Origin of the sequence: Mesorhizobium sp. LSJC269B00 (genome assembly GCF_000502815.1) — a bacterium.
In the GTDB taxonomy this organism is placed as follows: Bacteria; Pseudomonadota; Alphaproteobacteria; order Rhizobiales; family Rhizobiaceae; genus Mesorhizobium.
In genome coordinates, this window is sequence record NZ_AYVN01000004.1 from 112,320 (window position 1) to 131,225 (window position 18,906).

At 58.9% G+C, this 18,906-nt stretch carries 18 protein-coding genes and 1 pseudogene; 10 read left to right on the top strand and 9 right to left on the bottom strand.

The window, feature by feature from the left end; translation table 11 throughout:
- The first annotated feature begins 367 nt into the window (after positions 1-367).
- Positions 368-1,768 (top strand): phospholipase D family protein, encoded by a 1,401-nt coding sequence (locus tag X771_RS153380; RefSeq protein WP_023687833.1) that lies wholly within the window; start codon positions 368-370, stop codon positions 1,766-1,768.
- Positions 1,769-1,860: 92 nt separating this feature from the next.
- Here the strand turns inward: X771_RS153380 and X771_RS17815 are convergent, their stop codons facing one another.
- Positions 1,861-2,163: a hypothetical protein gene (locus X771_RS17815; RefSeq protein ID WP_023687834.1), complete on the bottom strand. Its 303-nt coding sequence runs from the start codon at positions 2,161-2,163 to the stop codon at positions 1,861-1,863.
- A 67-nt stretch (positions 2,164-2,230) separates the two neighbouring features.
- The gene (locus X771_RS153375; RefSeq protein ID WP_023687835.1) at positions 2,231-3,223 is read right to left on the bottom strand and encodes a YihY/virulence factor BrkB family protein; all 993 of its coding nucleotides are present in this window, start codon (positions 3,221-3,223) and stop codon (positions 2,231-2,233) included.
- Between the two features lie 193 nt (positions 3,224-3,416).
- Between X771_RS153375 and X771_RS1000000168075 the strand changes: the two genes are divergently transcribed.
- From X771_RS1000000168075 to ligD, 3 genes are all read left to right on the top strand, one after another.
- A complete protein-coding gene (locus X771_RS1000000168075) occupies positions 3,417-3,641 on the top strand; it encodes a hypothetical protein (protein ID WP_156932538.1) in 225 nt (74 codons plus the stop codon).
- Positions 3,638-3,931 (top strand): hypothetical protein, encoded by a 294-nt coding sequence (locus X771_RS153370; RefSeq protein ID WP_023687836.1) that lies wholly within the window; start codon positions 3,638-3,640, stop codon positions 3,929-3,931. The genes X771_RS1000000168075 and X771_RS153370 overlap by 4 nt, the downstream gene beginning before the upstream one ends.
- A gap of 165 nt (positions 3,932-4,096) precedes the next feature.
- Entirely contained in the window at positions 4,097-6,739 is a 2,643-nt protein-coding gene (ligD, locus tag X771_RS153365; RefSeq protein WP_023687837.1) for a DNA ligase D, read from the top strand.
- Here ligD and X771_RS153360 read toward each other — a convergent pair.
- Entirely contained in the window at positions 6,719-7,603 is an 885-nt protein-coding gene (locus X771_RS153360) for an alpha/beta hydrolase (protein WP_023687838.1), read from the bottom strand. The two genes, ligD and X771_RS153360, sit on opposite strands and share 21 nt — an antisense overlap.
- A 182-nt stretch (positions 7,604-7,785) precedes the next feature.
- Positions 7,786-8,256 carry a GFA family protein gene (locus tag X771_RS153355; RefSeq protein WP_023687839.1) on the bottom strand — a complete coding sequence of 157 codons (471 nt, stop codon included), beginning with the start codon at positions 8,254-8,256 and terminating at the stop codon, positions 7,786-7,788.
- 192 nt (positions 8,257-8,448) lie between these two features.
- On the opposite strand from X771_RS153355, the gene X771_RS153350 reads away from it, so the two are divergent.
- The 4 genes from X771_RS153350 to X771_RS153340 all read left to right on the top strand — a co-directional run bounded on the left by X771_RS153350 (position 8,449) and on the right by X771_RS153340 (position 11,465).
- A complete protein-coding gene (locus X771_RS153350) occupies positions 8,449-8,673 on the top strand; it encodes a hypothetical protein (RefSeq protein ID WP_023687840.1) in 225 nt (74 codons plus the stop codon).
- A gap of 286 nt (positions 8,674-8,959) precedes the next feature.
- On the top strand, positions 8,960-10,453 hold the full coding sequence (locus X771_RS153345; protein ID WP_023687841.1) for a trehalose-6-phosphate synthase: 1,494 nt from the start codon (positions 8,960-8,962) through the stop codon (positions 10,451-10,453).
- A 244-nt stretch (positions 10,454-10,697) separates the two neighbouring features.
- Positions 10,698-10,862 carry a hypothetical protein gene (locus tag X771_RS1000000168775; protein ID WP_023681158.1) on the top strand — a complete coding sequence of 55 codons (165 nt, stop codon included), beginning with the start codon at positions 10,698-10,700 and terminating at the stop codon, positions 10,860-10,862.
- Positions 10,863-11,201: 339 nt separating this feature from the next.
- Positions 11,202-11,465, top strand: a complete 264-nt coding sequence (locus X771_RS153340) for a hypothetical protein (protein WP_023681159.1) — start codon at positions 11,202-11,204, stop codon at positions 11,463-11,465.
- A gap of 226 nt (positions 11,466-11,691) precedes the next feature.
- Here the strand turns inward: X771_RS153340 and X771_RS1000000168080 are convergent, their stop codons facing one another.
- Both X771_RS1000000168080 and X771_RS153335 read right to left on the bottom strand, forming a co-directional pair.
- Positions 11,692-11,982: a hypothetical protein gene (locus X771_RS1000000168080; protein ID WP_031197822.1), complete on the bottom strand. Its 291-nt coding sequence runs from the start codon at positions 11,980-11,982 to the stop codon at positions 11,692-11,694.
- Between the two features lie 2 nt (positions 11,983-11,984).
- Positions 11,985-12,551, bottom strand: coding sequence for a response regulator (locus tag X771_RS153335; RefSeq protein ID WP_023668059.1), 567 nt, complete (start codon positions 12,549-12,551; stop codon positions 11,985-11,987).
- 146 nt (positions 12,552-12,697) lie between these two features.
- Between X771_RS153335 and X771_RS153330 the strand changes: the two genes are divergently transcribed.
- Together X771_RS153330 and X771_RS0133830 are read left to right on the top strand one after the other, a co-directional pair.
- Positions 12,698-15,805 carry a CheR family methyltransferase gene (locus X771_RS153330; RefSeq protein WP_023687842.1) on the top strand — a complete coding sequence of 1,036 codons (3,108 nt, stop codon included), beginning with the start codon at positions 12,698-12,700 and terminating at the stop codon, positions 15,803-15,805.
- Complete coding sequence (locus X771_RS0133830) at positions 15,802-16,218, top strand: response regulator (RefSeq protein ID WP_023696326.1); 417 nt, start codon at positions 15,802-15,804, stop codon at positions 16,216-16,218. The genes X771_RS153330 and X771_RS0133830 overlap by 4 nt, the downstream gene beginning before the upstream one ends.
- A gap of 191 nt (positions 16,219-16,409) precedes the next feature.
- Here X771_RS0133830 and X771_RS153325 read toward each other — a convergent pair whose 3' ends face one another.
- The 3 genes and pseudogenes from X771_RS153325 to X771_RS153320 all read right to left on the bottom strand — a co-directional run bounded on the left by X771_RS153325 (position 16,410) and on the right by X771_RS153320 (position 18,539).
- Positions 16,410-16,655, bottom strand: a complete 246-nt coding sequence (locus X771_RS153325; protein WP_023687844.1) for a hypothetical protein — start codon at positions 16,653-16,655, stop codon at positions 16,410-16,412.
- Between the two features lie 90 nt (positions 16,656-16,745).
- Positions 16,746-17,148 (bottom strand): annotated as a pseudogene (locus X771_RS1000000165885) (SDR family NAD(P)-dependent oxidoreductase); the annotation flags it as partial.
- A gap of 605 nt (positions 17,149-17,753) precedes the next feature.
- Entirely contained in the window at positions 17,754-18,539 is a 786-nt protein-coding gene (locus X771_RS153320) for an SDR family NAD(P)-dependent oxidoreductase (RefSeq protein WP_023687846.1), read from the bottom strand.
- Positions 18,540-18,906 lie beyond the last annotated feature (367 nt).

Below are 18,906 nucleotides of genomic sequence, written 5' to 3' on the forward strand. Positions count from 1 at the left end.
CCGAACCCGGTTCCGGGATAATGGAGATATCTAAATTTAAAGGGTCCTGCGCTTCACTGAGAACAACGACCACGTCATTCTCGTCGAAGAGCCGCGGCGGGGCGCACGCCATCGGGCTCCCGCCAACGGTCGTGCGGTCTGAGGGCCTGGGACTGCAGGAGACGCAAGTACCGCAGCGGCAGCAGAGCAGTCGGGGCAACGCCTCTCAAGCCTCCTGACCGCTCTGCAGCCGCTTGATTGCTGGCCCTGCTTGCATCCAGGAATTGGGGTGATTGGACGCTGCGTATGCAACCAGAATACCTCAGAATGGTTCTAGCTATGATTTGAGCGGGATGGCAGCGAGCGCCGTCCAAAGGTGGCAATTTTTATGGACGTATCACTTTCGCGAACCGCAGACGACAACATCAAAACCGGCAAGAGCGGCTTGCTGCTTGTCTCGGACAATTATGACGCTTTCGCTCTGCGCGTGCTGGCCGCAAGGAGCGCTGAGCGCAGCCTCGACCTGATGTACTACCTTTGGCATGATGATCACACCGGCCGCTTGCTGCTTCGCGAGGTTTTTCGAGCTGCTGAGCGCGGTGTTCGGGTGCGCATGCTCCTTGACGACGTCAATCCGCGTAAAAATGATGCGGCATATCTGGCGCTGAACAACCATCCAAACATCGAATTGAAGTTGTTCAATCCGAGCGGTATCAGGCGCGGCCGGATCATGCGTGGTGTGGAAGTGCTGTTGCGGCTCTTTGCATTGACGCGACGGATGCACAACAAGGCTTGGATCGTCGACGACAAATTTGCCATTGTCGGCGGTCGGAATGTTGGCGATGCCTATTTCGATGCGGCAGAAACCAATTTCCGGGACCTCGATCTGCTGCTCCTGGGGCCTGCGGTACGGCAAACCGCGGCGATATTCGATGCCTTCTGGGCTTGCAATGAAGCCAAGCCAATCAAAACCCTGGGATCAGTGGCTGAGCATGAGCATGCCAAATGGCTTGAAGGAAGCGATACCGGCCCCGATCCCAAATTCCTGAACGGCATCGGCAACCGGGGCTCGATCACAGAGTTTATTGCGGCCAGCAACGACGTTCATTGGGTGGATGGCGTGCGGGTCATTTCCGATCCGCCGGAGAAGGTTCGTGGTTGGAGACGTCGCAGCTGGCTTATGAAAGAGCTGCGTCCGATCATCCAATCTACGCGCGGGTGTCTGGAAATTGTGTCGCCCTATTTCATCCCCGGCAAAAGGGGCACAGCGATCTTGCTGGACCTTGTCGGCGCCGGTGTTGACGTTTCGGTTCTGACCAATTCCTTGGCCGCCACGGACGTCGCCGCAGTCCATGGCGCTTACGCAAACTATCGCAAGCGGCTGCTGAGGAATGGCGTCAATATTTTCGAGCTTCAGCCGTTCAACCGGCGCTCCGCAATCTCGGTGTTTGGCTCCAAGGGCGCCAGTCTGCATACGAAAGCTTTCACCGTCGACGACAATATCGGCTTCGTCGGTTCCTTCAATTTCGATCCACGGTCAGTGTCCTTGAACTCGGAAATGGGCGTGCTGTTTGAGGATCCGAAATTGGTCGCCGAGCTGCGGCATCGATTCCAATCGGAAATATCTCCGGAAACAAGCTATCGGCTCGAACTGAAGCACAATGTTCTGCATTGGCATGGATGCGGCGAAGGCAAGATTCAGGACTATACGCATGAACCAGAAGCCGGATTTTGTCGCCGTATCCTGGCGGTCTTCGTCCGTCACCTCCCGATCGAATCTCAGCTCTAGCCTCCGACGATGGCCGAGGACCTCGCGATCTCAGCAAATTGCCCTGCCGGGGAATCGCGTGAGCGAAACGTGAAACCCTGATCTACCACGGGTCAGCCAGACCGCATCACACCCGGTTCTTCGACAATCGCGTCGCCAATCCCATGCTGTCCGGCGTCCGGATGACTCGGCAACACGTCGGAAAAATTGACTGTGGCGACCAGATATCCGGCTTCATCGTAGACCTTGATAGTCGATCCCGATTGCTTGGTACCTGACCCAGGGTCCGCCGCCATTGCCGCGCGTGCCATCTCTATTGCTCTCGGACTGGCCATCTCCGCGCTGGCTAGCTCTTCCTCGAGAGCGGTAGTCTGGCCGGATACTGTCGTCTCAAAGCGAAATTTCGGCGTGGGCAACCTCCTGTTCCTATGCAATTCCGGTGTCCGGGTTGCGTTCCAAAGAAACAGAATTGGTGGGAAGCAGCTAAGATCGCCGCGATGGCCAGACCCGTGTCGCCACGAAGGTCAGCAAACCCGTGATCACAATCCAGGCCTGCACCTCGCGCTGGATGGTTGGTCCAAGGTTCGATGTCTGTCGCGACGGGCTCTCTGCCTCCACTATCGGTTGAAGGTCGGACCGACTGCCGAGACGGACGGAATAGGCTCGCGTGAACTCGGCGCCGAGCAGGAATATCTCAGACGAATAGTAAACCCAAAGCAGCACGACCAGCAGTGCACCCGCCGCGCCATAGGAGGATGCGATCGCACTGGTTCCGATATACCAGCCAATCAGCGACTTGCCGATGGTGAAGAGCAAAGCGGTAACTGCCGCGCCAATTGCGACATCGCGCCAAGCGAGCGACCGGTCCGGCAGGATCTTGAAGATCGCGGCAAACAGAGCGGAAATCAGCACGAATGATACAATGCCGTTTATCGACGCGAGAATGATCGTGCCGAACGGCAGATGGGCGTTGATGGCAGCGCCAAGTGCGGAAATGGCGGCGCTCGCCGCCAACGACACAAGCAGTAGAAATCCTAACGCTGCAACCAGACCCAGGCTGGCCGCCCGCGCCCGCACCAATCGCGACACAGACATGGGTGGTGGCTCAATCTTCCAGATTGTGTTGAGCGAAAGCTGCATTTCGCCAAACACCCCTGAGGCTGTCACGAAGAGGGTGACAATGCCCACCAAAGTGGCAACAGTGCCGGCGGTTCTGTGAGAAGCGCTTTCGATGGTGCTGCGCAGAAGGTCGCCGGTTTGCGATCCCATCACGCCTGCGATTTCGGCCGACAGAGCGAGTTGAGCTGCTTCATGCCCAAAGACAAGTCCAGCAATCGCAACAACGATCAACAAGATCGGGGCCAGGGACGTAACGGCATAGAATGCCATCGCCGCACCGTGGCTGAGGGCATTGTCGTTGATGAATCCGAGGATGCTCTCCTTGCCAAGAACCCAGGCTTCGCGTGCCACCCGCATGGGGAATTCCTTTTGCCTCAACGAGGAACCTAGTGCTGTGGGCAACGAAAGCGAGACCTGCCGCCAGTGCGCGAGGCGCGATTGCAGAGACACGCCCGCTTGTCTCTGCACGAACGGCCAGAAATGTTCCATGCGGCGCCGGAACTCGCCGGGCTCGTAATGGTTATCGGTCATCCGATTGGAGTGATCAAAAATGCCTGATAATGAAAACCGTCGCGAGACCGGCGCAACGAAGTACCCGGCTAGAACAGGTCCTGATCCTTCGGATGCGTTCTCTCAGGATGCGGCCGGCAACAAGAAACCCAAGAGTGGGGTCGGTCTGACGCGGCCAGTCAATGAGGTGGATGACAAGACGCACCAATCCGATGGCCAGAACGCCCCGGCGAGGCCGGGCAGCGGAAACACGGTCAAGCCATGAACGTTGCCAATCTTCAGCTTGAAGGGTTGATGATGGCGGTCGCGTCAATCAACAACCTGCTCGTTCACAAAGGTCTGCTGTCAATTGACGAGATCGATACCGCCCTGCGAAAGGCAGAGGCGTCCATGACAGGTGACGAGCGGACCTACGAAGACATGTCACCGGCCAACCGTGACGCGATCTGCTTCCCGATCAGGCTTCTGCAGATCGCAAACAACGCGCAAGGCGAACTGGACATCCCACCATTTTCAGAGCTTGCAAAAATGGTTGGGCAAACCAAGGAACCTTAACGTCAGCGGTGACGACATGACGTGTAATCTCCGTGAAGGCCTACATTTGACGGCGATGCCACTCTGAAGCGGAAAAGCAGCATCGGCGCCGTCTCGGCCATGAACCGAACCAAATCTCACCCACTGCGTTGAGTCCGGCGTTGCGTCATTAGTCGGGGCACTTCCATGAAAACGGGCGAGCTTTCAACCTACCGGGCCAAAAGGGACTTCGCGAAGACGAAAGAGCCCAGCGGCGAAAGCTCGATTGCGGGTTCGAATCGACTTCGGTTTGTCATCCAAAAACACGCGGCCACGCGGCTGCACTATGATCTTCGCCTCGAGCTTGGCGGGGTCTTCAAATCATGGGCTGTGACCAAAGGTCCATCACTGGATCCTCACGACAAACGACTTGCCGTGGAGGTTGAGGACCACCCGCTGGAGTACGGCGACTTCGAAGGCACAATTCCCAAAGGACAATATGGTGGCGGCACGGTGCAGTTGTGGGATCGCGGATATTGGGAACCGGAAGGCGCCATGTCTCCCGAAAAGGCGTTGGAAAAAGGCGACCTGAAATTCACGCTGCAGGGCAAGCGCCTGCATGGAAGCTTCGTCCTCGTGCGCATGAAGCATGACCGCAATGGCGGGAAGCGGACCAACTGGCTGCTGATCAAACACCGCGACAAATACGCGACAGAGGGCAATGGCGATGCGGTGCTGGCTCAGGATCGATCCGTCGCCTCGGGTCGGAGCATGGAGAGGATTGCAGCGGGGAAGGGGGCAGGTCCGAAGCCGTTCATGATGAAAGGTTCATCGTTGGCCGATGCGGATGCCGTTTGGGACAGCAAGCGCGGCCATGCCGACAAGCGCGCCGCCAGGTCGGCAAAGCCTGCTCCGCGGCCGAAGCGAGCCGCTGGTGCCTCAGCGGCGAAGATGCCCGACTTCATCCCACCACAGCTTTGCGCAACGCTTTCCCGGCCGCCGGCCGGGACGAACTGGGTTCACGAAATCAAGTTTGACGGTTATCGCGTCCAGTTGCGCGTGGAAGACAAGGACATCGCCCTTAAGACCCGCAAGGGTCTTGACTGGACGGAGAAATTTGGCGCCATCGCAAAGGAGGCCGCCAGCCTCCCCAACGTCATCATCGACGGCGAAATCGTAGCGCTTGGCGAGAACGGCGCGCCCGATTTTGCCGCACTGCAGGCGGCGCTGTCGGAGCGCCGGACGAAGGACCTGATCTACTTTGCTTTTGACCTGCTCTTCGCAAATGGCGTCGATCTGCGAAAGATGCCTCTCTCACAACGGAAGGAACGTCTGAGCGAGATGCTCGGCGAAGTCGATCGCGGCGCGCAAAATCTCATCCGCTATGTCGAGCACTTCAGCAATGGCGGCGACGCGGTGCTGCGTTCTGCCTGTCGCCTGTCGCTTGAGGGGATTGTCTCCAAAAAGGCCGATGCAACCTATGTTTCGGGGAGGACCGACACCTGGGCCAAATCGAAATGCCGCGCCGGGCATGAGGTGGTCATCGGCGGCTGGTCGACGACCAACGGCAAATTCCGGTCATTGCTCGTCGGCGTCAATCGCGGTGAACATTTCGCCTATATCGGCCGTGTGGGGACCGGATTCAGCGAGGCAAAGGTCAAGCAGCTGATGCCCAGGCTGCAGGAGATGAAAGCCGCGACGTCGCCGTTTACCGGCGACGGCGCACCGAAAAGGAATTCAACCGTCTTCTGGACGAAGCCGGAATTGGTCGCGGAAATCGAGTTCGCCGGCTGGACCGGGGGTGGCAATATCCGGCAGGCCGCCTTCAAAGGCCTGCGTGAAGACAAGCCCGCAAAAGACGTCGAGGCCGAGCGTCCAGCCGATCCTCAAGAGACGCCGATTGCCGACCCTGCCAAGGTGACTGGCAAGACAGGAAAAAGCCCGGTTGTCATGGGCGTCATCATTTCCAAGCCGGACAAGCCGCTTTGGCCGAATGCCGGCGACGGTCAGCCCGTCGACAAGCTCGATCTTGCAGAATATTTCGAGACCGTTGGCCCCTGGATGATCAGACATATCAAAGGTCGTCCCTGTTCACTCGTGCGCGCGCCGGATGGCTACGCTGGCGAGCAGTTTTTCCAGCGCCACGCAATGCCAGGCACATCCAATCTGCTGGAACTGGTGAAAGTCTTCGGCGATCACAAACCGTATCTGCAAATCGACCGCGTCGAGGGTCTGGCCGCGATCGCCCAGATAGGCGGCCTTGAGCTTCACCCCTGGAATTGCCAGCCGGGTCATCCCGAAATGCCTGGCCGACTTGTCTTCGACCTTGACCCTGGTCCGGAAGTCCCTTTTGCGAAGGTGGTCGCGGCTGCCAAGGAAATGCGCGATCGTCTCGAAGATCTGGGCTTGGTGAGCTTCTGCAAAACCACGGGCGGCAAAGGCTTGCATGTCGTGACGCCATTGGCGGCCCAACGCAGCAAGACGACATGGGCCGAGGCCAAGGCCTTCGCAAAGGCCGTCTGCATCCAGATGGCGGCAGACAGCCCGGATCTCTACCTCGTCAACATGGCCAAGAAGCTGCGGACATCCCGGATTTTTCTCGACTATCTCAGGAATGATCGCATGGCGACAGCCGTCGCCCCTCTCTCCCCTCGCGCCAGGGAAGGCGCGACTGTATCCATGCCGCTGACCTGGAGTCAGGTGAAGGCGGATCTCGATCCGAAAAAATACACCGTTCGCACGGTCCCGGGCCACCTGAAAAAGACCGTCGCCTGGGCTGACTACGACGATGGCGAACGGTCGATCAGCAGTGCCATCAAACGGATCGGTTCAGCCAAGCTCGCCGCATGACGACGTCGGTTCGCGCAAGAACGCCATGACGGCTGCGGCTACCGCCTCGGCTGCTTCTTCGGCCATATGATGTCCGCTTTCGATCGGTTGGCCCTTCAGTTCGGTGGTCCAGGGTCGCCAAACATCGAGCACGTTGCCGTAGAGTGCCTCAAGGTCATCGCGGGCGGACCAGAGCGCCAAGGTCGGGCACGCGACCCGGCGACCAGCTTTCCTGTCGTCGGTATCGTGCAATTGATCGATGGCCAGACCTGCCCGATAGTCTTCAAGCATGCCGTGAACAACATTCGGATCGTGGATTGCGTCCTTGTAGTCGACATAGGCCTCAGCCCCCATGGACTCGGCTGAGCCGCCATACCACGCGTCAGGATCGGCCATGATTGCGCGTTCGGGCTTGTCCGGCTGTGCAAAAAAGAACCAGTGCCACCAGAGCTTCGCAAAGCGGGCGTCGCAGCGTTCGAGGGCTTCCAGGATAGGGACGCTGTCCATGACGATCAGATGGCTGATCGCCGACGGGTGATCCATGGCTGTTCGGAACGCTGTGTAGCTGCCGCGGTCATGGCCTGCGATGGCAAACCGGCGAAAGCCGAGATGTCCCATGAGAGCAATGCAGTCCCTGGCCTTGGCACGCTTGGAGGATCCAGCATGGTCCACGGCGTCCGCCGGTACCGAGGACTGGCCAAAGCCCCTCAGATCGGGGCAGACAACTGTGTGGTCGGCGGCGAGAAGTGGGGCTACCCGGTGCCAGGTAACGTGCGTCCGAGGATGGCCATGCAGCAAAAGAAGCGGCGGGCCTGAACCTCCATACCTGACTCGCAGTGAGGACTCGGGCAGATCCACGGTCTCTAGCTTGAATCCTTCAAACATCCGCTTCTTTGTCGTCAGACTGTGAAAACAAGTCCCGCATGTCCATCTTCAACCCACGCCGGTGAAATTGGTTTCGGGCATTTGTCCGTTTGGAGATCTCTCTCATTCCAATGGTTCGGCCGCCGTTCCGCCAGCCCTGGCGCTGGCTTGCAGGTACGACGCCCGAGATCCAGCCTCCTGCCTCACCGGTCTCTGGGATTGCCCAGGGCGGGGTCGCGCGCCCGGGTGTAGCCCTCGACGCGAGGCAAACCGTCATCCATCCTGATAAACGGCAGCCGCATTTCCCAATAGGCCTGGGCTTGGGGATGGTACTTCTCGGGCGCGTCCATGAATCCGATCGAGATGTAGAACTCATTTGGCAAGCCTTCATCGGTGTACCCAATCGAGGTGCCACATTCCGAACAGAAGGAGCGCACGACGCCCCTGGTTTTCGAAAATGTTTTTGGTTTGGAGCCGAGCCAATCGACCTGATCTGGACGATAGCCAATCCAGATCGTCAGTGGGCTGCCGATCGCTCGTCGGCAGTCATCGTCGTAGTCGAAACAAATCCAAAAGGGATCGCCACTGAATTCAGCTGTGATGGCTCCGCAAAAGCAATGCCCTTGATCAATCCGGGCCGGTTTTCTGACCGTCGTTCGGGGTTTGTCGTCCATGGTAATCTTCCGGCCAGCGTGGTGGCGTAACGCCGCGGACGGCAAGCAGTTCCTTTGGACGTCACAGAGCCGCAGATGCGCGCAACCGGCGGGCTGCTGGTCAATATCATTTGAGGCAGATCAGGCCTTAATTTGTTGGGAACATTTTTTCAGGTCCGCACTTTGTTCGCCGTCTGACCAAAGGAGGCGACCTTGAAAACACGACGCGTCGACAGGGAAAAGATCGAGAGGGCGGATCGAGAAGCCAAGTTGCTGTTGGAAGCGGAGCGGCATGCCAGGGAAGCCAAGACGGCGCGGCTTAGAGAACAGCGACAGTTGTTGGAGGCATCGATAACGCAGACCCCGCCCGCGCCCGTAGCCGCAAAGCAGCCGCCCCGCCAACGAAAGCCGACGCGCAAGGTAATCGAGGTGGACTGACGGTTTGGTCACTTGGGGCTTTTGCCAAGGTGGGGAGTTGATATGACAGGGCAGGGGATCCGGCAGCATGAATACCAAAGCGGTAAGTCCGGCCGTCGCCAAAGCGGCTGCTCGGCGTGCTGGATCGGGGTCTCATCACCGGTGTGTCCGACGACGATCCTGCGAGAGCCGCTGAAAAAGGCGCCCGAGCGGGCCGAGAACCAGCGAATCCGGCTGGACACTTACGTCGGGAACAATCGCACGCGCGGACCGTTCCCCAAGCGATCTTCACGCTCAGGATTTGCTCTTGTTGCAGCGACCGGATGAAATTTTCAACGAGGCCTCGCAAACGGTTGGTGATCCCCTTGAGCGCGACGCCTTAGGTGGGGAGGCTGAGCTAACTGGCGATCGCGCCATCCCGCGTCGTCTGGTTGTCGTCTCGAACAGGCTGGGGAACATTCGCGATCTGTCGCAAGCCGGCGGACTTGCTGTAGGCATCGGGGATGCGTTGGCCGAGCGTGGAGGCCTGTGGCTAGGAGCAAGCGCCGAGTATCAGGACTACGCCGCGAGCGACGAACCGCTGATCCGCTTGGAACGGGTGGGAAAGATCGAGACGGCTGCGCTTACCCTGCCCTATGAGGAGTATTCGCTCTATTACAATGGCTATGCCAACAGCACGCTGTGGCCGCTTTTTCATTACCGACTCGACCTGGTGAACCACCGGGCAGAGTTTCTACACGCCTACCGGCAGATCAATGCGCGGTTCGCGAAGGCGCTCGCAGGACTGCTGTCGGGCAACGACGACCTGGTGTGGGTTCACGACTACCACCTTATCCCCTTGGCCGCCCAGTTGCGGCGGCTGGGAGTCCGGAATCGGATCGGTTTCTTTCTTCACATACCCTTCCCGCCGCCTGACCTGTTTGTAGCCACGCCCGACCATGAAGAACTCATCGATGATCTGCTTCAGTATGACGTCGTGGGATTCCAGACCGAAACGGACGTGGGGAATTTCCGGCGCTCAGTGCAGGCGGCCAACTCCATTACTTTTGATATCAATGGTTCGGCTGAGATGAACGGCCGCACGGTGTTATCGAGGTGTTTTCCGATAGGCATCGACGTCGATTCAATCGCACGCATGGCCAATGAGGCGGCGGAGGATGTGCAGATTGATTCCATGCGCCGCCAGATTCTGGGCCTCAAGCAAATCATCGGCGTCGATCGGCTGGACTACTCCAAGGGTCTCCCCGGCCGCATGCAGGCTTTCGCGCGTCTTTTGGAAAGGCATCCGGAACACGAGCGGGCGGCAACATATTTGCAGATTGCGTCGCCGACGCGCGAGGAGGTCAGCGCCTATGCCGACATCCGGGCCCAGCTTGAGGCAACCGCCGGCGCGGTCAACGGAAGATACGCGGATTTGGCTTGGACCCCGATCCGCTACATCCACCGTGCCGTATCACGCTCTCGGCTTGCTGGCCTGTTGCGCGCTAGCCAGGTCGGATTGGTCACGCCCCTGCGTGACGGAATGAACCTCGTCGCCAAGGAATACATAGCCGCGCAGGACGAAGCCGATCCCGGAGTGCTGGTATTGTCGCGTTTTGCGGGTGCGGCCGAAGAACTTGCCGAATCCTTGATCGTGAACCCGTATGCGGTCGACGAGGTTGCTGACGCGATCGCAAAAGCGCTCGCGATGCCGCTTGAGGAAAGAATTGCAAGGCATAGTGCACTGCTCAAGCGCATCACGCGCAATGACGCAGCAGAATGGCGGCGGTCATTTCTCGCCACGCTCGCGGGCGAGAACTAGCGCCTGGCATCGATGCCTGAATCCGTCCGTGTGTCACGCGTCCCACGCGGCCATAGCCCGGCCCTAACCCGGCTGGCCGGAGCAGTTCGAAAGGCCTTGAAGCTGATCATGTATCTTGTCGTCCGCATCAAAACTTTTCGCTCATTGACGGAAGCGCGATAGCCCGCCTCAATCGGTGGACTATCGAAGGCTCCAGGGAACACACCGCCGGTCCGGTCGTTTGGGCTCTGATAGGAGATCTGCGATGACAAAGAACCCCACGCGAAAGGACAGAGATCTCTCTGAACAAGAGGCAATCAAGTTGGCCGAAGCCACCGACGTGTCACCCGGGCAGGCCAAAGAGCTTGCAGCCGAGCACGGCAAAGACGGCGCCAAGAAGGAAGCAAGAAATTACAAGGCGGAGGGCTGACTATGGCGGCCAGTGGATCCGCAAACGACAGAGACGCACGAGCCACCCTCTACGCACAAGGCGTAATGGAAGCCGAGCGCAAGGCGCGGGAAGAGAAAACGGCGCGATTGCGCAAAGCCCGTTTGGCGCACGAGGCGATCAATCCGCCTGCACCCGAGCGGAAACCGGCAGTGCCGAAAGCCCCAAAGCGGGCCGCCAAACCAGGCAGCCGAAAAGCTGGAGAAGATTAGCTTCAGCTTCTTCGGCTGTGCCGGCGGCACGCGTCGGGGAAGAGCAGACCGTGCGGTCGATCTGCACGATAAATTTGTACCTCGTCGAATGACACAAAGGAGTCCAGTGATGACGGAGCATGTGTCCCGGAAGGAAGAACAGCGTGGCACCCGAAATGTACTCGGGTGGGGCGTCGTCATTGCGGCTGTGATCTTCGTCGCCCTGCTAGCCTTCTTTGTGTTCATACCCCTTTCAGGCGGATCGTGGCAGACATCGCCAGTAAAGCGCACCCCGGAACAGAACCAAGGCGGTAATGCCCCCGCCGAGACATCACCCGCGCCCGGCGTTAAAAAGAACCCGCAAGAAAATACCGAGATGCCAGGGCAGCAGTGATCGACCTTGAGCTGCGACCCAAGTTGGCCCTGATCTTCCTGGTCGTCTCATCGGCGTCATGATGGGATCAGGGCCTTCTGGGGCGCAGGAACCGCTGAGCTATTGAGACTGGGGTTTCGCCCACATCGAGCGCAGAAAGATTACCGCAGCAGCATCGGTCTGGCGAACGAGGCGATGACGCCATCGTGGAACTCGAGGCAAATCAAGATGCCTAGCTGCAGGCCGTTCAGTTGGGATTTTTCAGCTGCTTTGACAACAGCAGTTGCTGCTGCAGCTCAAGGGCGAGCTTCAACAGCCGTTCAGGTGTTTCCTCTTCCGCGATTTCGTCGAGCAGCGCTGCGAGTGCGTCGCCTTCAACAGGATCGCGGAATGAGTCAGGTTTGGTTTGCGGAGGTTTGGCCACGAGGATTTCTAGCAGGAATGCGGCCGTATTTGCAAGACGAAGCGAAGCGCTCTTGGGGAGGGGTACCGTAGCGGGGGCGGTCGACAGGGCGGCCTGCGGCAAACTATCGGACAATCTTAATTCATGATGCCAGACCTGTCGTTGCGGAGCACCTCCTCCATGAGTGTATTGAGCCATTCGCTCAAGGGAAGGTCATGCCGCGTCGACAACCGCTCCTCCAGCGCCGCCTTCAATGTGCGTTCCACGAGGCGATCGGCCGCCTGTGGGTCGCCCAGCAGCAGCCGCGCGGACAGCCTCAGTTTTGGAAGAGCGCGGAAGACATTGTCTTCACCAAGCGCTGTTGATTGCGCGGCGAGGATCCCGGCAACCGTCCTGAACCCGGCCGGCTTGGAGAGGTTTTGGGTGTACCGGAACCGCTCCGGCAGGGTGATCTGATCGTTTCCGGAGAAGAATACGAACGGGATGCCTCTGTCCGTCAGCTCATCGGCGAGGGGAAAAACAGTCTCACCGTTAAGATCGATGTCCAGCACCGCCCCGTCCGCTGAATCGATATATCGTCGAGCCCGGCTGACTGACGACACCGGCCCCAAAACGGTCGCCCCACAATCGCTGAAATAAGAGGCAAGTTCGCTTGCCAGCAAGAATTCGTCCTCGACGAGCAGAATTCGCATGCCTAATAACATAGCAGCCCTCCGGGCTTTAAACGGCGGTCGCGTCCATCGGTTCCGTGGCTATCGGCGGTGCGGGATGGGAATTCGACCAGGAACGGTTTACACATTGGATCGAAATCAGCGCTGCCGCGTTGCATTTCACTGAAGCAGGACAATTGATGCAAAAGCTGCCGAGGTTCCCCATAGTCGGTATTGGCGCCTCTGCGGGCGGCATTGCCGCCATGGAGGGATTTTTTCGCGGGATGCCGTCTTCGAGCGGGATGGCGTTCGTGATCGTCACGCATCTCAGCCCGGAACGGGAAAGTCTGCTGCACGAAGTGATTGCGCTTTACACCGGAATTCCGGTTCGTGTCGCTGAAGATGCAATGGATATCCATCCTGACACCGTCTATGTGATGCCGCACAACGCGATCCTCACCATCGAAAATTCCAGCCTAAAGCTGCGCCAACCGAATTCGGTGTCCAGGGAGCGCAAGCCCATCGATATCTTTTTCAGCGCGCTGGCCGAGGATCAGGGCGAATACGCCGTCGGCGTCGTCCTGTCGGGCGGCGATTCCGACGGTACGTTGGGCATCAAGGCAATCAAGGAGCATGGCGGCCTGACGCTGGCGCAACTCTCCGACGAGTCGGGTCCGAGCAATCCCGACATGCCGCGCAGCGCGATCAGTTCCGGTCTGATCGATATCGCCATCCCGGCCGATGAGATGGGTGCGAAACTCATGGAATTTGCCCACAGCTTTGAACTGCTCGACGAGCTTGAAGCTGACGATGGCAAGGCCAGTGCTTTGAAACTCCGCAAGGGCCAGGAAGAAATCTACGCGATCCTGCGCAGCCATTCGGGACATGATTTCTCGGGCTACAAGGCCAAGACGTTCTTGCGCCGCGTCAGGCGACGCATGCAAATAACACAGAACACCGCGATCGATGCCTATATAGAGTTGCTTCGTTCAAATGCGGAGGAAGTGCGGTCGCTGTTTCGCGACCTGCTGATCAACGTGACAAATTTCTTCCGCGATACGGACGCTTTCAAGACCCTGGAAGAAACCGTCATCCCCAAACTTTTCGAAGGCAAGGACGCCAACGATACGATCCGCGTCTGGGTGCCCGGCTGCGCAACCGGCGAGGAAGTCTTCTCGATCGGAATGCTGATGCGCGAGCATATGGATACACTTTCGGCTGTGCCGCGCATCCAGATTTTCGCCACGGACATCGATGACGCGGCGTTGGGCATCGCACGTTCGGCGCGCTATCCGGAGTCATTGCTTGCGGGCGTTTCGCCTGAACGTCGCGAACGCTTCTTCAGCAATGACGGCACAAGTTTCATCTTGAGCAAGAGCGTACGTGATCTCTGCATCTTCTCGGCGCACAGCGTCATCCGCGATCCACCCTTCTCGCGCATGGACATGGTGTCGTGCCGGAACCTGCTGATCTATTTCGGCCCCGATGTGCAAAAGCAGGTTATTCCGACCTTCCACTATTCGCTGAAGCCCGGCGGCTATCTGTTCCTTGGCACCTCCGAGAGCATAAGCCAGCATGCCGATCTGTTTGCACCGGTCGACAAGAAACAACGGATATTCAAGGCACGAGAACATACGGCGCCGCCGCGGCTGCCGATCTTGTTGAATGCTGCGCCTGCAAGCAATTTTTCCAGCGCCAATGACACTCATGCCCGCCGCGGCTTGTCTTATTCCCTAAGGCAAACCGTTGAAGCCCATGTTCTCGAACGCTACGCTCCGGCCCATGTCGTCATCAATGGTGATGGAGATGTCGTCTATTACTCGGTCAGAACCGGCAAATATCTCGAGCCGCCGCAAGGGGTGCCGAGCAGACAATTGCTCACAATGGCACGCAGCGGCCTGCGTCTGGAACTGCGCGGCGCTTTGCGGGAAGCGGCCGAAGGCCGGCGCACGGTTGTGCGCGAAGCGATAGCCATTGAAGAAGATGAAGATCGGGTCCAGTTCGTCACATTGACGATCGAGCCCTTGGTTGATCGCGGCAGCGGCGAGCCGCTGTTTCTCGTCCTGTTCGAACCGGTGGGCCAGCCGCAGCCGCGGCTGGAGGCTCTAAAGGTTCGTCAGCCATCCGGGATTGCTGATTTCGAGCGCGAACTCCGCGATACGCGCGAGCGCCTGCAATCGACGATCGAAGAATATGAGACCGCATTGGAGGAGTTGAAATCTTCCAATGAGGAACTCGTCTCGGTCAACGAAGAAGCCCAGTCCTCCAATGAGGAGCTTGAGGCCTCCAAGGAAGAAATGCAGTCCCTCAATGAGGAATTGAACACCATCAATGCCGAACTGGTTTCCAAGATCGAGGATCTCGATCGGGCCAACAGCGATCTGAAGAACCTGTTCGAGAGCACACAGATCGCGACTGTTTTTCTCGATACCAAGCTGGTTATCCGCAGCTTCACGCCGGCGGCGTCTTCGTTCTTCAATTTGCTGCCGACCGACATCGGAAGACCGCTTACCGATCTTGCCAGCCGGCTCGATTATCCGCACCTGCGCGACCATATCGCGCAGGTTTTCAGGGCCGGCGAGATGATCGAGCACCAGCTACCGCGCGATAGCGACGGCATCCACTATCTCGTGCGGCTGATCCCCTACCGCGACAGCGTGCGGAAAATCCAAGGTGTGGTGGTGACCTTTGTCGATGTGACGACCATGGCTGAAGCCGAAGCCCACCAGCGGGTATTGATCTCGGAACTCAATCATCGGGTCAAGAACATGCTGGCCGTTACGGTCAGCATTGCCAGTCAGACCCTGAAAAATGCTCCCTCTTCGGAGGCTTTCGCCGAAGCGCTCATCGGTCGCCTGCGCGCCATGGCGCGGGCCTACGGAGTGCTCTCGCGCGAAAGCTGGAAAGAGGTCTCGGTAGAGGAAATCGTGCGGCAGGAAGTCGAGCCGTTCGGGCTGGAACGCATCAACACCACAGGCGAGGACATTCGGCTCAAGCCTCAGCAGGGCCTGTCGCTTGGCATGGTGATCCATGAACTTGCCACGAATGCTGGAAAATATGGCGCCTTGTCCGTGCCAAACGGCGTGGTGTCCGTGACTTGGTCGGCGTCGGATCACGGTTTTCAGCTCGAATGGTTAGAAAGCGGCGGTCCCGCTGTCACTCCACCTGAGAAGACGGGATTTGGTCTTTCGCTGGTAAAAGGCGAAATTGAGTATCGGCTTGGCGGAAATTTTGAAACATCTTTCGGTTCCGATGGTTTGAGCTTGCGGATTGAGTTTCCGTTTGATCATCGGGAGAGCGAAACGTGACTGCATCTCGTATCCTTATCGTCGAAGATGAATGGCTGGTCGCGGAGGAGCACCGCGCAATTCTGGAAGAGGCCGGCTTCGCCATCGCCGGGCCAGTGCCGTCCGTTGCTCGCGCGAAAAAGCTGATCGAGAGTGAAGTCATATCTGCCGCGGTCCTGGACATTGGTCTCGGCGGCGAGACCAGCGCTGCCCTTGTCCCTCTTCTAGCGCAACGCGGAATTCCGTTTGTTTTCGTCAGTGGGTACACGGCATCCGACATCCCGCAAGATTTGCGTCATCACAAGATGCTGTCAAAACCCGTATGGGCTGCTGCGCTGGTCGAGGCCGTGCGAAATATGCTCGGTGTTCAACCGACGTCTTTGGCAAGACACCAGGACAGCGGAACGGTGCCAACCCAACGAGAAGCCCGGTAACGCACTTCTCGTGGGACAAAGACACTGGTTTTTCACCAGATATGCGACGACATTCGGGTCCAGGCCCGAGACGGCGTCGCCGGCAGGTGCCTGCGATCCGGCCGGCACGATTGACATGCTCCCGGTCTGGCGTATTCCAGCGCTGGGCGAAACTTGGCGACCGCGCGACGATTGGTCAGGCGATGAGCCTATCAAACAACGGGCAGTTCGCCCTCGGTTTGCCTCGCGTCGAATAGGACGCCAAGGCCGTAAGTGACGGCGCCAGCGGCTATCATCTCTGCCAACGCTGCGCTTGACACCGGGCAATGCGGCATGACCGCCTTGATCGCGAGTTCGGCATTCGCGATCGACACGAAATCGTGCCGTCGCTTACGGGTCTCCAGATATTGTTCGATCAACATCTGCAGTCGCCTTCTTTCTATTTCATCGCCAGCCATTGGTTCCTCCTGTAGACAGTCTGAAAGCCCACCACGCCTAAGGAGCGGTGGGCTCGGCGGCCCTTTTTGAGGACCGTGGACTCTAGTGAGGCGGGCAGCGTTGCTGACCAGGATGTCGAGACCGCCGAGGGGCGTCGCTGCTTCATCGGCCAGCTTTCTGCAAAAGGCCTCATTGCGGATATCGCCGGCAAGCCTTTTGACCTGCCGCTTTTATTAGGTCCACCAGTTCGTCGGCGTCTTCCTGTTCTTCGGGGAGGTAGCCGAAAGCAACGTCCGCACGCTCGCGCGCGAATGCAATCGCCGCCGCACGACCAATACCGGAATCGCCGCCGGTTATCAGCGCTTTGCGACCGGCAAGCCTGCCTGATCCCTTGTAGGTCGTTTCGCCGTGATCCGGGCGCGGCACCATCTTGCTCGCCAAACCCGGCCACTTCTGTTCCTGTGGCTTGAACGGCGGCTGGGGATATTGCGTCACCGGATTCTGTTTGAGCATCGGACTCGCAGGGCCTGCTTTAGCAGGCACTGTTCCCGTATCGGCTGACGCCGTGGAAGCATAAGCGGCGAGAATTCCTCCTGCCATGCTTCCGACGACAAGTCTACGCGCTGCATCTGGTACATTGTCATGCTGGTCGTGGTTCATCATGGGCTCGCTTTGACGGCAGGTGACCGTTACGGAAGTGGCACCTAACCGGCCGTCGACGCGAATGTTCCCTTGTGATTGCAGTGAGGTGTGGGTCGCCTTTGCCCGTCTCGGCCGTGAGGCCGCATCACCACTTTGACACAACCTCCTGATTGTGGCGGAACGTCTTGTAGAGATCCGGCCCTGCTTTCAGATCGGTCCGGTGGGTAATCACAAGGAGGGATCGATTTCGCCGTTCTGGACCATCGCCAATAAAGGTTCCAGGTAGCGTCGCGTATGCGTCTGGCCCATCCGGAAAGCCGGTCCCTCATTCATCGCCGCCAAACGGGATGTGATCGACCAGGCCAACACAGACGCCGGGAACCGAGATGGTGCCGCCCCTGCGGCAGCGATAGATTGCCTCGCGCAGCACATGCGGCCTTGGGAATGCCAGCCCTTTTGATGACGCGAATATTGGCTCAGTCGCTGGACGCCGACCCCGGCTCGGCCATCCTACGGTGCTGTTCGGCCAAAGTGGCTGCCGGCGTGACATGCGCGGCGGCGACCTGCAGCTTGTTTTTCCAACCGCTGACGACCTGTTCATCACCGGCCATCATCGCCTCGTAACCCGTCTTGGCGACATCGGCCGGATTGTCCTTTTCATCGGAGCCGACCTTGGTATCCATCATTTCAGCGCGCTCGAAGAATCGCGTCTGCGTGGGGCCGGGCATCAGCACGGTGACCGTCACGCCGCTATCTTTCAGCTCATGGCGGAGCGCGATCGAGAAGGAATCGATGAACGCCTTCGTGCCGTTGTAGACGGCCTGGAATGTGCCGGGCATGAAGCCGGCGATCGATCCGGTGAACAGGATGCGCCCGCGGCCTCGCCGGGCCATCTTGGCGCCGAGCTCATGCGCCAGATAGACCGTTCCGGTGACATTGGTGTCGATGATCCGGCGGACTTTTCGCCAGTCCTGGTCGACGAAGCCGTTGCCGAGCCCGCGTCCCGCATTGAGAAACAACAGGTCGATATCGCGATCGCCGACCTGGGAGATCAACCGATCGGCGCCCTCGACGGTCGCCAGATCGGCCTCAATGGCTTCGACCGTTACATTGTGGGTCTCAAGTGCCTCTGCCGCCTGCCGGATAGCCGGCTCGTCGGCGGCGATGATCAGGTCGTAGCCGTCTTTAGCGCACAGCTTTGCGAGTTCCCTTCCGATGCCACTCGAGGCGCCGGTCACCACAGCGAGTTTGGCGTCCGTCATCAGATCCTCCATCTTCGTGCCATCGGAACCACGAGTGGGCACAATTGTTCCGCGGCGTTTGGGCTGGATTGATCGTGCGCTGTCATGACGGTCAGGCGACGGTCGTCATCGCGGTCGTCGCGCGCATTCATGGATGGGCCGTTGCGACAAAAACCGTTCTACGCCATGAGAACTCGCCATGGCCTACCTTCAAAAAGGCCCCCCAAACGCATGGATTGAGTACTCAGAACGGATCAGTTGAAGTTGGAACAAGTGGCCCGGTTGGAAGTTCGAACCGTGCAGCGTTGTTGCCCTCCCATGTTGATGCTGCGCGATCGGGTCATCCCCTCAGCCCGATCTGCCCGCGCTTCTCCGCGCCAAAGAGAAG

Excerpts from the sequence above, each read along its gene's own strand:
- X771_RS153380 (WP_023687833.1), top strand. The coding sequence starts at position 368 with ATGGACGTATCACTTTCGCGAACCGCAGACGACAACATCAAAACCGGC.
- X771_RS153375 (WP_023687835.1), bottom strand. The coding sequence starts at position 3,223 with ATGCGGGTGGCACGCGAAGCCTGGGTTCTTGGCAAGGAGAGCATCCTC.
- X771_RS1000000168075 (WP_156932538.1), top strand. The coding sequence starts at position 3,417 with ATGCCTGATAATGAAAACCGTCGCGAGACCGGCGCAACGAAGTACCCG.
- X771_RS153370 (WP_023687836.1), top strand. The coding sequence starts at position 3,638 with ATGAACGTTGCCAATCTTCAGCTTGAAGGGTTGATGATGGCGGTCGCG.
- ligD (WP_023687837.1), top strand. The coding sequence starts at position 4,097 with ATGAAAACGGGCGAGCTTTCAACCTACCGGGCCAAAAGGGACTTCGCG.
- X771_RS153360 (WP_023687838.1), bottom strand. The coding sequence starts at position 7,603 with ATGTTTGAAGGATTCAAGCTAGAGACCGTGGATCTGCCCGAGTCCTCA.
- X771_RS153355 (WP_023687839.1), bottom strand. The coding sequence starts at position 8,256 with ATGGACGACAAACCCCGAACGACGGTCAGAAAACCGGCCCGGATTGAT.
- X771_RS1000000168775 (WP_023681158.1), top strand. The coding sequence starts at position 10,698 with ATGACAAAGAACCCCACGCGAAAGGACAGAGATCTCTCTGAACAAGAG.
- X771_RS153340 (WP_023681159.1), top strand. The coding sequence starts at position 11,202 with ATGACGGAGCATGTGTCCCGGAAGGAAGAACAGCGTGGCACCCGAAAT.
- X771_RS153335 (WP_023668059.1), bottom strand. The coding sequence starts at position 12,551 with ATGTTATTAGGCATGCGAATTCTGCTCGTCGAGGACGAATTCTTGCTG.
- X771_RS153330 (WP_023687842.1), top strand. The coding sequence starts at position 12,698 with ATGCAAAAGCTGCCGAGGTTCCCCATAGTCGGTATTGGCGCCTCTGCG.
- X771_RS153325 (WP_023687844.1), bottom strand. The coding sequence starts at position 16,655 with ATGGCTGGCGATGAAATAGAAAGAAGGCGACTGCAGATGTTGATCGAA.
- X771_RS153320 (WP_023687846.1), bottom strand. The coding sequence starts at position 18,539 with ATGACGGACGCCAAACTCGCTGTGGTGACCGGCGCCTCGAGTGGCATC.